We start from the raw sequence: 12,200 nt of genomic DNA, 5'->3' as shown, positions 1-12,200 counted from the left end.
TGCGCTACCGCGTGGACTGGAGCGAGCAGCGCCACCACCTGGGCGGGCGCCTCGGGCGGGGGTTGCTCGACCTGTCCCTCGACCGCGGGTGGGTGCGGCGCCGCGACACCCACCGCGCCGTCGTCGTCACGGACGCGGGGGCCGACGCGTTCGCGGAGCACTTCGGCGTCACCGCCGGGCCGTAGGCGCCGCGGGCGCGCCGGTCGGTTCGGCCCGTCGAGGGAGTCGCTGCGTGCCGACCGGATCTCCGTGCGAGTGCAGCGACTCCTTGATCTCGGGCACGGCGGCGGCGAGGACAGGACCTGACCGCCTCCCACGCCACGATGGCCGTCATGGACCTCGTGGAGACCTTCGTCCGGGCCGACCGTGCGACCGCAGAAGCCGTGGCGGGCCTCGGCGACGCGTGGCCGGCCAGCCTCCCGCCGGTCTTCGCCACCGACCCCGACCACCGCCCGGTGGGCGACGCCGTCCGGCACCTCGCCCGCGATGAGGCGTGGATTCCGGCACTGCTGGCCGGGCGCACCATGGCCGAGGTCGGGCCGGAGGCCTTCGACGGCGACCTCCTCGGCGACGACGCCCCCGCCGCCTTCGCCCGGCTCGCGGCCGCCGCGCAGGAGGCGGCCCGCCCGGTCACCGACCTCGGGGCGCCCGTGCACTGCTCGTTCGGGGACTGCTCGACCGAGGAGTACCTCTGGCAGCTGGTCGTCGCCCGCACCCTCGGCGCCGAGGCGCTGGCAGCGGCGAGCGGCGCGCCGAGCCCGGTGGACGACAGCCTCGCCGCGGCCGTGCTCGCCGGGCTCGCGCCCCGCGCGGAGCTGTGGCGGGCGGTCGGGATCCTGCGGCTCGCCGTCGCGCCGGCGTCGCCCTCACCACGCGACGAGCTGATCGCCCTGGCGGGCGCCGCGGCGGCCGTGCGGTGCCCCACGTGAATGGTCACGCTCCCTGGACCGACCCTCTAGGGTGGGCGCGTGCTCCACACCGCCGTGCTCGAGTCCGTCCGTGACGAGTTCTGGCCCAGTCGCCGCATCGACGCCTTCGACGAGTTCTGTCGTCGGAGCACCCGATCCGTCCGCTGACCCCCGAACCCCCTCACGACAGGAGACCGCGCCGCCATGAGCACCCCCGAGGCCAACTGGTCCTTCGAGACCAAGCAGATCCACTCCGGCGCGTCGCCCGACCCGACCACGGGAGCGCGGGCCACCCCGATCTACCAGACGACGTCCTACGTCTTCCGCGACACCCAGCACGGCGCCGACCTGTTCAGCCTCGCCGAGCCGGGCAACATCTACACGCGGATCATGAACCCGACGCAGGACGTGCTCGAGCAGCGCGTCGCGGCGCTCGAGGGCGGGGCCGCGGCGCTCGCGTTCGCGTCCGGGTCCGCCGCCACCACCGCTGCGATCCTCAACATCGCGAACTCGGGCGACCACTTCGTCTCCAGCCCGAGCCTCTACGGCGGCACCTACAACCTGTTCCACTACACGCTGCCCAAGCTTGGCATCGAGGTCTCGTTCGTCGAGGACCAGGACGACCTCGAGCAGTGGCGCAACGCCGTCCGCCCGAACACCAAGCTGTTCTTCGCCGAGACGATCGCGAACCCGGGCTCGAACGTCCTCGACGTCGCCGGCATCGCGGGGGTCGCGCACGAGATCGGCGTCCCGCTCGTCGTCGACAACACCGTGCCGACGCCCTACCTGCTCCGCCCGATCGAGCACGGCGCCGACATCGTCATCCACTCGGCCACCAAGTACCTCGGCGGGCACGGCACCACCATCGCGGGCCTCGTCGTCGACGGCGGCACCTTCGACTTCGGCGCCCACGGCGACCGCTTCCCCGGCTTCACCGAGCCGGACCCGAGCTACCACGGCCTGAAGTACTGGGAGGCCCTCGGCCCGGGCGCCTACGCCGCCAAGCTGCGCGTGCAGCTGCTGCGCGACACCGGCGCGGCGATCTCGCCGTTCAACGCGTTCCTCATCATCCAGGGCATCGAGACGCTCTCGCTGCGCCTGGAGCGCCACGTCGCCAACGCCCAGGCGCTGGCGCAGTGGCTCGAGGCCCGCGACGAGGTGGAGAAGGTCTACTACGCCGGGCTCGAGTCCAGCCCCTGGTACGAGGCCGGGAAGAAGTACCTGCCCAAGGGCGTCGGGGCGATCGTCTCCTTCGACCTGCGAGGCGGGGTCGACGCCGGCCGCGCATTCGTCGACGGCACCAGCCTGCACTCGCAGCTGGTCAACATCGGTGACGTCCGCAGCCTCATCGCCCACCCGGCGTCGACGACGCACAGCCAGCTCTCCGAGGAGGAGCAGGAGTCCAGCGGCGTGACGCCGGGCCTGGTCCGGCTCGCCGTCGGCATCGAGAACGTCGAGGACCTCAAGGCCGACCTCGAGGCCGGGTTCACCGCGGCCAAGTCGGCCACGTCGGGCGCGTGACCTCGCTCGTCCCCGGCGGACGCGCCTCGGGCTCGCCCGGCGCCCCGCTCGAATCAATACAGCACGCCGATCGGGGCACCGTCCCGGTCCTCCCTCCCGCCACCGGTGCGTGGCGGGAGGGGGACCCGGTCGGCGGCCGCCGCTTCGTCACGCTGCCCGACCCGCTGCCGCTCGAGGGCGGGGCGGCGCTGCCCGACGTCACCGTCGCCTACGAGACGTGGGGCGAGTACCGCGGCGACAACGCGGTGCTGGTCCTGCACGCCCTCACCGGCGACAGCCACGTCACCGGGCCCGCCGGGCTCGGTCACCCCACCCCGGGGTGGTGGGGCGCCGTCGTCGGACCCGGGCTCGCCATCGACACCGACCGGTGGTTCGTCGTGGCCCCCAACGTCCTCGGCGGCTGCCAGGGGACGACCGGGCCGGCGTCACCGGCGCCGGACGGGCGGCCCTGGGGCTCACGGTTCCCCGCGACCAGCGTCCGCGACCAGGTCGCGCTGGAGGTGCGCCTCGCCGATCAGCTCGGCATCGACCGCTGGGCGGTGGTGCTCGGCGGGTCCATGGGCGGGATGCGCGCCGTCGAGTGGGGGGTGACCCATCCCGAGCGGGTGGAGCGGCTGCTGCTGCTGGCCTGCTGCGCCTCGGCGTCCGCCGACCAGATCGCGTGGGCGTCGCCGCAGCTCGCGGCCATCCGCGAGGACCCGTACTGGTGCGGCGGGGACTACCACGACCGGCCCCGCGGCGAGGGCCCGCACGTCGGGCTCGGCGTCGCGCGCCGGATCGCCCACACCACCTACCGCACCGCCGAGGAGCTCGACACCCGGTTCGGGCGGCGGCCGCAGCCGGGGGAGGACCCCTACGACGCCGCGGCGCCGGGGCGGTTCGCGGTGGAGTCCTACCTCGACCACCACGCGGAGAAGCTGGTCCACCGGTTCGACGCCGGGTCCTACGTCGCGCTGACCGCGGCGATGAACGGCCACGACGTGTCCCGGGGCCGGGGCTCGATGGCGGACGCGCTCGGGCGGGTGACCGCGCGCACCGTCGTCGCGGGGTCGACGTCCGACCGGCTCTACCCGCTGCACCAGCAGGAGGAGCTGGCGGAGCTGATCCCGTCGTCGGGGCCGGTGGAGCGGATCGAGTCGCCCTACGGCCACGACTCGTTCCTCATCGAGGCGAAGCGTCTGTCCGAGATCCTCGAGCTGCTCCTGGGGTGACGGCCGCGGCGCCGAGGGGCTCGAAGGACCCCCCGTCGTGGATGCGGTCGAGCAGGTCGGTGACGACGGGGTCGGCCAGGCGGTAGCGCACCACCCGGCCGTCGCGGTGCGCGCTGACGAGGTTCTGGGCGCGCAGCAGCCGCAGCGCCTGGCTCGTCGTGGAGTCCTTGAGGCCGGCGGCGACGGCGAGGTCGGACACGCAGATCTCGCCGACCTCGTGGATGCAGAGCAGCAGGGTCAGCCGCGTCGGGTCGGCCAGCAGGGCGAAGCGCGACACCCAGCCGTGCATCGTCGCCGCCTCCGGCAGTGCTGCGATGGCCGCGCACACCCGGTGGTCGCCGTCGACGGCGACCGCGTCCGCATCGCCGGAGAGGTGCACCCGGCCACTATCCCACGTTCGGCCTGCGGCCTCGTGCGCGAAGCCCCAGTAGCGTCCGTGGCGTGGTGGCGTCGGAGACGTCGGAGGCGGCGGCGCCGATCGTGCCGCCCTTCCGCGGCAACCTGATCGGCGAGGCCCGCTGGCAGTTCGAGCTCGCGACGCTGCTCGCGAGCCCGGTCCACCGCGGGATCGGTGTCCCGCGCGGGGACGGCGCTCCGGTGCTGCTCGTCCCCGGGTTCCTCGCGGGCGACGCGTCGCTGGCCGTGATGCGGGGATGGCTGCGCCGCCTCGGCTACCGCACCTACCGCTCGGGTATCGCCTGGAACGTCGACTGCTCCGAGGCCGCCGTGCGCCGGCTCGACCGCCGGCTGACCGACGTCGTGCGGCGCACCGGGCGCCCGGTCACGCTCGTCGGGCACAGCCGCGGCGGGCTGCTCGCGCACGCGGCCGCGGTCCGGCGCCCGAGCCGGGTGCGCCAGGTGATCACGATGGGGAGCCCGCTGTCCTTCGCCGTTCGACGCCTCGGTCCTCACCCTCGCCGCCGTCGGGTGGGCGCGCCTCGGGCAGAACCTGCTGCGGCCCGCGCGGCCGCAGTGCCTCACGACCAACTGCCCCTGCGCCTTCTCGGGCGACCTGCGCCGCGCCAGCCCGGTGGCGCTGACCTCGATCCGCACCAGCGAGGACGGGATCGTGCGACCCGAGTCGTGCGTGGTGCCCGACGACGGCGCCCGGGTGCGCAACCTCGTCGTGCGCGGGAGCCACGTGGGGCTCTGCGTCAACCCGGCCGTCTATCGGGAGATCGCCGTCGCCCTGTGAGCGGTTCGCGGCCCGGGGGAGGCGTCGCCCGCCGTGGGACGGGTAACCGCACCGCCATGGCCCCGTGGACCTCCGCTGACATCCCCGACCAGACCGGCCGCACCGTCGTCGTCACCGGCGCGAACTCCGGGCTCGGCCTCGTCGCGGCCCGCGAGCTCGTGGCGCACGGCGCGCACGTGGTGCTCGCGTGCCGCAACACCGACAATGGCGAGCAGGCCGCCGCCGCCATCACCCGCGACGGCAGCCCCGGCACGACGACGGTCGAGGAGCTCGATCTCGCCGACCTCGGCTCGGTGAGGAAGTTCGCCGCCCGCCTCGACGGCCCCGTCGACGTCCTCATCAACAACGCCGGCCTCATGGCGATCCCGGCGCAGCGCACCGCCGACGGCTTCGAGATGCAGCTCGGCACCAACGTGCTCGGCCACTTCGCCCTGACCGGCCTGTTGCTCGACCAGCTCACCGACCGCGTGGTCTTCCTGTCCAGCCTCATGCACCGCATCGGCTCGATCCGGCTCGACGACCTCAACTGGGAGCGCCGCCGCTACCAGCGCTGGCTGGCCTACGGGCAGTCGAAGCTCGCCGACCTCATGCTCGCCTACGAGCTCGAGCACCGCTTCGTCGCGGCCGGCTCGCCGCTGCGCTCGGTCGCCGCCCACCCCGGCTACACCGCGACCAACCTGCAGTCGCGCACCGAGTCGATCCAGGACGCGATCATGGGCCTCGGCAACCGGTTCTTCGCCCAGGGCCCGGACATGGGGGCGCTGCCCGAGCTCTACGCGGCGACGGTCCCCGACCTGCCCGGCGGCACCTACGTCGGCCCCGACGGCTGGGGCGAGTCGTCGGGCCACCCGATCCCGGTCGGGTCGACGGCCGCGTCGCACGACCGCGAGGTCCAGGCCGCCCTGTTCACCGCCTGCGAGGAGCTGACCGGCGTGACCGTCCGGGTGCCGACGACGGCGCGCTGACGCCGCGCGGGGGGCCCACGGGTGACGGTCGGGCGGTGCGAGGTCGCCCGATCGTCGCCGGGGGCCGGGACCCGGCATGATCGCGCGGGTGAGCGAGGACCCGAGCCCCCTGGCGGTGCTGCGCCGCCTCGTCGAGGAGGGGGCCCCGCTGGCGCCGATCCACGCCGCGACGCACGCCGAGCTGACGGTGATCGACCGCGGCAGCTGCTCGGCGCGGATGCCGACGGTGCCCGGCGACGGGCTGCTCGAGTCGCTCCTCATCCTCGCCGACTTCGTTCTCGGCGTCTCCTACTCGAGCACCCTGCGGGCGGGCGACCGCATCGTCACGGTGCGCCTCGGGGTGCAGCTGCTCGGCAGCCCGCTCTCGGGAGAGGCGCTGACCGCGACCGGACGACTCGACTCCGCCCGCGGCGGCGTCGGGCTGAGCTCGGCCGAGATCACCGACCGGGAGGGCCGGCCGGTGGCGCGCTGCGTCGGGCGCAACGCCGTGCTCACCGACGACCTCGCGGGCCGCTACGGGCGGATGGCGCCGTCCTGGTCGAGCCGCCCGACGCCGTGGCGGATGATCATGCCGCACCGGGGTGAGGACCCCACCCGCGACGGCACGACGATGGTCGCGCACCCCGACCGGACCTCGCTGAACTCGGCGGGTGTCGTGCAGGGCGGGGCGCTCGCGGGGATCGCTGCGCGCGGGCTGGTGCACGCCCTCGACGTCGTGCCCGACGACTTCTCGGTGAGCTTCATCCGCCCCGTCGGCGCGGCGGGCCAGCCGGTGATGTGCCGGGTCGTCGTCGAGCACGGCGGTCGACGGCTGCGGGTGGGACGCGCGGAGCTGGTCGACGAGCGCGGTCGGCTCTACGCGCTCGCGGGTGGGACGGCGTACCGGCCGTAGGTGGCCTTCGGTCTCGTGAGCACTGATCCGCCGTATCCGACGGCGGGCGGATTTCTGCTCACGTGCGCGGAGCGCACATCACGCACCGTGCGGGTGCGGCCACCTGACGCAACACGTTGGATCAGACACGTCATGGACACAACGGTGTGACCCGCCTTACGTTCGGGGTCGACCCGACGTCGAGGAGGACGCGTGAGCAGGCTGCGATTCGGCACGTTCCTGGCCCCGTTCCACCGGGCGGGGGAGAACCCCACACTCGCCCTGCAGCGCGACCTGGAGCTGATGGAGCACCTCGACGCCCTCGGGTTCGACGAGGCCTGGATCGGCGAGCACCACTCTGCGGGCAGCGAGATCATCGCCTCGCCCGAGATCTTCATCGCGGCGGCCGCCGAGCGGACCCGGCGGATCAAGCTCGGCACCGGGGTGACCTCGGCGAGCTACCACAACCCGCTCTGGGTGGCCGACCGCATGGTGCTGCTCGACCACCTCACCCGCGGGCGCTCGATGCTCGGCGTCGGCCCCGGCTCGCTGCCCAGCGACTCGTCGATGATCGGGCTGAACCCGACCGACACCCGCGAGCTCCTCGACGTCAACCTCGACATCATCATGCGGCTGCTGGCCGGCGAGGTCGTCACCGAGCAGACCAAGACGCACAACCTCATCGAGGCCCAGCTCCAGCTGCGGCCCTACACCGAGCCGTGCTTCGACGTCGCCGTCGCGGCGGTGGCCTCCCCGACCGGGCCGCGCATGGCGGGGCGGCACGGCGTCGGCCTGCTCTCGATCGGCGCGACGCTGACCCAGGACGGCTTCGACGCGCTGGCCCACCACTGGGACGTGGTCCGCGAGCGCGCCGAGCACTACGGCCAGCCCGAGCCGGACCGCTCGAAGTGGCGCCTGGTCGGACTCATGCACATCGCGGAGACCAAGGAGCAGGCCTACCGCGAGGTCGAGTACGGCATCGAGTCGTGGTTCCGGTACTTCCAGAAGACCGCGGCCTTCCCGCAGATGGCGGTCGAGGGCGGCGACATCAAGGAGATGATCGACTTCATCAACGAGGCCGGCATCGGCGCGATCGGGACGCCCGACGACGCGCGGGCGCAGGTCCAGCGCCTGGCCGACCAGTCGGGCGGGTTCGGCGCCATGCTCCTGCTCGGCCACGAGTGGGCCAACCCGCAGGCCACGAAGCGGTCCTACGAGCTGATTGCCCAGGAGGTCATGCCGCACTTCCAGGGCACGACCTGGGGAGGGCGCTCGCACGCGGAGTCCACCCAGGCCGCGAAGGAGCGCGCCGGGCTGCGGCGGGACGAGTTCGCCACCACCCAGCTCGAGGCCGTGGACCACATGACGAAGAAGTACGCCGACGAGGTGGCGTCCAAGGGCTGAGCGACGAGGACCTCGTCACGCCCGGCGATCGGGGACATCGGCCCACCGAGCACCTAGGGTGGACCGCCGTGCCCGTCCACGACCGCCACCCCCGCACCCGGTGAGCGTCACCGTCGTCGGGATCGGGGCCGACGGCTGGCCCGGCCTCGCACCACCCGCGCGCACCGCGCTGGAGAAGGCCGCCGTCGTCCTCGGTGCCCCGCGCCAGCTCGAGCTGCTGCCGACGAGCATCACCGCCGCGCGGGAGTCCTGGCCGTCCCCGCTCATGCCCGCCCTGCCGGGGCTGCTGGACCGGCACGCCCGCGACGAGCTCGTCGTGCTCGCGAGCGGCGACCCGATGTTCTTCGGCATCGGGTCGACCGTCCTGCGCCTGCGGCCCGACGCCGTCGTCGTCGGCCACCCGTCGTCGCTCGCCCTCGCGACGGCGCGGCTCGGGTGGGCCGAGCAGGACGTCGTCACCGTGTCCGCCGTCGGACGCCCGCTGGCCGCCGTCCGCGCGGCCCTCGCCCCGGGCCGACGGCTCCTCGTCCTCGCCGACTCCGCCGAGACCCCCGCGCGCCTCGCCGCGCTGCTCGTCGGGGCCGGCTACGGCGCCGCGCGCCTGGCCGTGCTCACCTCGCTCGGCGCGGAGCACGAGTCGCGCACCGACGGCACCGCCGCCGACTGGGACGCGACGACGACCGACCCGCTCGCCGTCGTCGCCGTCACCTGCCCCGCGCTGCCCGACGACGACCTCCTCGGCCGCGCCCCCGGCCTCCCCGACACCGCCTACGACCACGACGGCCAGCTCACCAAGTCCGAGCTGCGTGCCCTCTCCCTCGCCGCCCTGCGCCCGCTGCCCGGCCAGCTGCTCTGGGACGTGGGCGGCGGCGCGGGCTCGATCGGCATCGAGTGGTGCCGGGCCGAGCCCACCGCCCGCGCGATCGCCATCGAGACCCGCGCCGACCGGGCGGCCCGCATCACCGCCAACGCCGAGGCACTCGGCGTGCCCGGGCTGCGGGTCGTCGAGGGCCACGCCCCCGAGGTCCTGGCCGGGATGGACGCGCCGGACGCGGTCTTCGTCGGCGGCGGGGTCTCGGTGCCGGGCATGCTCGACTCGTGCCGGACGGCGCTGCGGGCCGGGGGCCGGCTGGTCGCCAACGCGGTGACCGTCGAGGGGGAGGCCGCCCTCGCCGCCGCGCGCGCCGAGCACGGCGGGTCGATCCGGCGCATCGCGGTGTCGCGCGCGGCCCCCGTCGGGCGCTACCTGGGGTGGAAGGCGATGGCCCCGGTGACGCAGTGGATGCTGCGGGTGGGGTCCGACGGCGTTCCCGGCGGATGTCAGGCCGGCGCCACCCTGACGTCAGATGTGAGCGACGGACCGTCGCTGACACCGCCCTGGAGGACCCCGTGACCGTTCGCTTCGTCGGCGCCGGCCCGGGCGCGGCCGACCTGATCACCGTGCGTGGCCTGCGGGCGATCGCGACGAGCCCGGTGTGCCTCTACGCCGGCTCCCTCGTGCCCGAGGACCTGCTCGCCCAGTGCCCGCCGCACGCCCACAAGGTCGACACCGCGCGGATGACCCTCGACGAGATCGTCGCCGAGCTGCTCGCCGCGCACGAGGCCGGCCACGACGTCGCGCGGCTGTGCAGTGGCGACCCGGCCGTGTTCTCCGCGGTGGGCGAGCAGACCCGGCGCCTCGACGCGGCCGGCATCCCGTGGGAGATCGTCCCCGGCGTGCCGGCGTTCTCCGCCGCGGCGGCGGCGCTGCGCACCGAGCTGACCGTGCCCGGCGTCGGGCAGTCGGTCGTGCTCACCCGCGACGCCGCCAACGCGACCCCGATGCCCCCGGGCGAGTCGCTCGACGTCTGGGCGGCCGCGGGCGGGACGCTCGTGCTGCACCTCGCCGTCCAGCGTTGCGACGAGGTGGTGGCCGCGCTGCGGGAGCACCGGCCGTCGTCCGAGCCGGTCGCCGTGGTGGCGCGCGCCTCGCGGGACGACGAGCTGATCGTGCGCGGGACGCTCGCCGACATCGCCGACCGGGTGCGCGAGGCGGGGATCCGGCGGACGGCGGTGATCGTGGTCGGGCCCGTCGTCGGGCTCGGCGACGCCGGCTGCGAGAGCCACCTCTACTCGGCGGCTCGTGAACGCGCGTGAGCGAGCGGCCCGCTCGGGCGCCTGGAAGCAGCGGGCGTGCCGTTCGCTCCGGGCTCCGGGTCCTCGTGCTCGGCGGCACCGCGGAGGCCCGGGCGCTCGCCGATGCCCTGGCGGCCGAGCCCGGCGTCGTCGTCACCACCTCGCTCGCCGGGCGCACCCGCGACCCGCGCCTCCCGGCCGGGACCGTGCGCACCGGCGGGTTCGGCGGCGTCGAGGGGCTCGCCGCCGCGTGTGCGGACGTCGACCTCCTCGTCGACGCCACCCACCCCTTCGCCGCCCGCATGACCGAGCACGCCGCCGCGGCCGCCACCCGCACCGGCACGCCGCTCGTCGTGCTGCGGCGGCCCGCGTGGTCGCCGGGCCCGGGCGACGACTGGCGACGGGTCCCGACGACGGGTGCCGCGGCGGCCGCCGTCGTCGGCTCCGGCCGGGTGTTCCTCGCGATCGGCCGGCAGGGCGTGGGGGAGTTCCTCGACGTCGACGCCTGGTTCCTCGTCCGCGCGATCGAGCCGCCCGACGTGCTACCGGCGCGGTCGGAGCTCGTTCTCGCGCGCGGCCCGTTCCCGCTCGCCGACGAGCGCGCGCTGCTGCGCCGGCACCGGGTCGACGTCGTCGTCGCGAAGGACTCCGGAGGCGCCACGGAGGCCAAGCTGGTCGCCAGCCGGGAGCTCGGCCTCCCGGTGGTGCTGATCGACCGGCCCCCGCTGCCGGCGGGGGTGCGGGTGGTCGACGACGTGGCCGGGGCGCTCACCGTCGTGCGGGAACAACCGCGGTGACGGCGGAGTTGAGGGACTACAGTAGTTGACGCTTCAACAAAAGAGGGAGGCGGCCGCCATGCAGTTCGGGGTCTTCACGGTCGGCGACGTGACGCCGGACCCGACCACGGGGCGCACGCCGAGCGAGGCCGAGCGCATCCAGGCGATGGTGAGGATCGCGCAGAAGGCCGAGGAGGTCGGGCTCGAGGTCTTCGCGACCGGCGAGCACCACAACCCGCCCTTCGTGCCGTCCTCGCCGACGACCCTGCTCGGCCACATCGCGGCGCTCACCGAGCGGCTGGTGGTCTCCACGTCCACGACGCTGATCACGACCAACGACCCGGTCAAGATCGCCGAGGACTACGCGATGCTGCAGCACCTCGCGGGCGGACGCGTGGACCTCATGATGGGCCGCGGTAACAGCGGCCCGGTCTACCCGTGGTTCGGCCAGGACATCCGCAACGGCATCGAGCTGGCGATCGAGAACTACGCGCTGCTGCGCCGTCTCTGGGACGAGGACGTCGTGGACTGGGAGGGCCGGTTCCGGACGCCGCTGCACGGGTTCACCTCGACCCCGCGACCGCTCGACGATGTCGCGCCGTTCGTCTGGCACGGCTCGATCCGCTCGCCCGAGATCGCGGAGCAGGCCGCCTACTACGGGGACGGCTTCTTCCACAACCACATCTTCTGGCCCGCCTCGCACACCCAGCAGATGGTCGAGTTCTACCGGCGGCGGTTCGAGCACTACGGGCACGGGTCGGCCGACCAGGCAATCGTCGGGCTCGGCGGTCAGGTGTTCATGCGGAAGCGGTCCCAGGACGCCATCGACGAGTTCCGGCCGTACTTCGACCATGCCCCGGTCTACGGCGGCGGTCCGTCGTTGGAGGACTTCTCCACGCAGACGCCGTTGACGGTCGGCTCGCCGGCCGAGGTGATCGACCGGACGCTCGGGTTCCGCGAGTACGTCGGTGACTACCAGCGCCAGCTCTTCCTCATCGACTACGCCGGGCTGCCGCTGAAGACGGTGCTCGAGCAGCTCGACCTGCTCGGCGAGGAGGTCGTGCCGGTGCTGCGCCGGGAGTTCGCGGCGCTCAGGCCGGCGCACGTCCCGGACGCGCCGACGCACGAGTCGCTGGTCGCGGCGAAGGCCGTGGCGGCGGGCGGTGTCGAGCTCGCCTCGGCCTAGTGCGCTTCGCGCTCGTGAGCACTGATCCGCCCTATGACACGGATTAAT

12 protein-coding genes and 2 pseudogenes are annotated in these 12,200 nt (G+C 74.4%); 13 read left to right on the top strand and 1 reads right to left on the bottom strand.

Annotation, left to right across the window (positions count from 1 at the left end; translation table 11 throughout):
- From VGH76_RS16480 to metX, 4 genes and pseudogenes are all read left to right on the top strand, one after another.
- A pseudogene (locus tag VGH76_RS16480) lies at positions 1-185 on the top strand (transcriptional regulator); the annotation flags it as partial.
- A gap of 147 nt (positions 186-332) precedes the next feature.
- Complete coding sequence (locus VGH76_RS16475) at positions 333-929, top strand: hypothetical protein (RefSeq protein ID WP_331557782.1); 597 nt, start codon at positions 333-335, stop codon at positions 927-929.
- A 183-nt stretch (positions 930-1,112) separates the two neighbouring features.
- A complete protein-coding gene (locus tag VGH76_RS16470; protein ID WP_331557781.1) occupies positions 1,113-2,429 on the top strand; it encodes a bifunctional o-acetylhomoserine/o-acetylserine sulfhydrylase in 1,317 nt (438 codons plus the stop codon).
- A 56-nt stretch (positions 2,430-2,485) separates the two neighbouring features.
- Positions 2,486-3,640, top strand: coding sequence for a homoserine O-acetyltransferase MetX (metX, locus tag VGH76_RS16465; protein ID WP_331557784.1), 1,155 nt, complete (start codon positions 2,486-2,488; stop codon positions 3,638-3,640).
- Here the strand turns inward: metX and VGH76_RS16460 are convergent.
- Positions 3,591-4,019, bottom strand: a complete 429-nt coding sequence (locus VGH76_RS16460; protein ID WP_331557780.1) for a metalloregulator ArsR/SmtB family transcription factor — start codon at positions 4,017-4,019, stop codon at positions 3,591-3,593. The genes metX and VGH76_RS16460 overlap by 50 nt on opposite strands.
- 266 nt (positions 4,020-4,285) lie before the next feature.
- Here VGH76_RS16460 and VGH76_RS28030 point away from each other — a divergent pair.
- From VGH76_RS28030 to VGH76_RS16415, 9 genes and pseudogenes are all read left to right on the top strand, one after another.
- Positions 4,286-4,471: pseudogene (locus VGH76_RS28030) on the top strand (esterase/lipase family protein); the annotation flags it as partial.
- A 238-nt stretch (positions 4,472-4,709) separates the two neighbouring features.
- The gene (locus tag VGH76_RS16450) at positions 4,710-4,835 is read left to right on the top strand and encodes a hypothetical protein (protein ID WP_331557778.1); all 126 of its coding nucleotides are present in this window, start codon (positions 4,710-4,712) and stop codon (positions 4,833-4,835) included.
- Positions 4,836-4,891: 56 nt separating this feature from the next.
- On the top strand, positions 4,892-5,800 hold the full coding sequence (locus VGH76_RS16445) for an oxidoreductase (protein ID WP_331557777.1): 909 nt from the start codon (positions 4,892-4,894) through the stop codon (positions 5,798-5,800).
- A gap of 88 nt (positions 5,801-5,888) precedes the next feature.
- Positions 5,889-6,692: a hypothetical protein gene (locus tag VGH76_RS16440; RefSeq protein ID WP_331557776.1), complete on the top strand. Its 804-nt coding sequence runs from the start codon at positions 5,889-5,891 to the stop codon at positions 6,690-6,692.
- Between the two features lie 192 nt (positions 6,693-6,884).
- A complete protein-coding gene (locus VGH76_RS16435) occupies positions 6,885-8,075 on the top strand; it encodes an LLM class flavin-dependent oxidoreductase (RefSeq protein WP_331557775.1) in 1,191 nt (396 codons plus the stop codon).
- A 100-nt stretch (positions 8,076-8,175) separates the two neighbouring features.
- Positions 8,176-9,468, top strand: a complete 1,293-nt coding sequence (cbiE, locus tag VGH76_RS16430) for a precorrin-6y C5,15-methyltransferase (decarboxylating) subunit CbiE (protein WP_331557774.1) — start codon at positions 8,176-8,178, stop codon at positions 9,466-9,468.
- On the top strand, positions 9,465-10,211 hold the full coding sequence (cobM, locus tag VGH76_RS16425; RefSeq protein ID WP_331557773.1) for a precorrin-4 C(11)-methyltransferase: 747 nt from the start codon (positions 9,465-9,467) through the stop codon (positions 10,209-10,211). Before cbiE ends, cobM begins: the two co-directional genes overlap by 4 nt.
- 65 nt (positions 10,212-10,276) lie before the next feature.
- Positions 10,277-10,987: a cobalt-precorrin-6A reductase gene (locus tag VGH76_RS16420; RefSeq protein ID WP_331557772.1), complete on the top strand. Its 711-nt coding sequence runs from the start codon at positions 10,277-10,279 to the stop codon at positions 10,985-10,987.
- A gap of 58 nt (positions 10,988-11,045) precedes the next feature.
- On the top strand, positions 11,046-12,152 hold the full coding sequence (locus VGH76_RS16415; protein WP_331557771.1) for an LLM class flavin-dependent oxidoreductase: 1,107 nt from the start codon (positions 11,046-11,048) through the stop codon (positions 12,150-12,152).
- The last annotated feature ends 48 nt before the right edge of the window (positions 12,153-12,200 follow it).

It is taken from the genome of Actinomycetospora sp., from assembly GCF_036497585.1.
Classification (GTDB): Bacteria; Actinomycetota; Actinomycetes; order Mycobacteriales; family Pseudonocardiaceae; genus Actinomycetospora.
The sequence above is the reverse complement of the archived record's forward strand: the minus strand, read 5'-3'. Positions and strand labels throughout refer to the sequence as shown.

What these genes read in the sequence shown, in the direction of transcription:
- VGH76_RS16415 (WP_331557771.1), top strand. Translation starts at nt 11,046, where the DNA reads ATGCAGTTCGGGGTCTTCACGGTCGGCGACGTGACGCCGGACCCGACC.
- VGH76_RS16475 (WP_331557782.1), top strand. Translation starts at nt 333, where the DNA reads ATGGACCTCGTGGAGACCTTCGTCCGGGCCGACCGTGCGACCGCAGAA.
- VGH76_RS16470 (WP_331557781.1), top strand. Translation starts at nt 1,113, where the DNA reads ATGAGCACCCCCGAGGCCAACTGGTCCTTCGAGACCAAGCAGATCCAC.
- VGH76_RS16445 (WP_331557777.1), top strand. Translation starts at nt 4,892, where the DNA reads ATGGCCCCGTGGACCTCCGCTGACATCCCCGACCAGACCGGCCGCACC.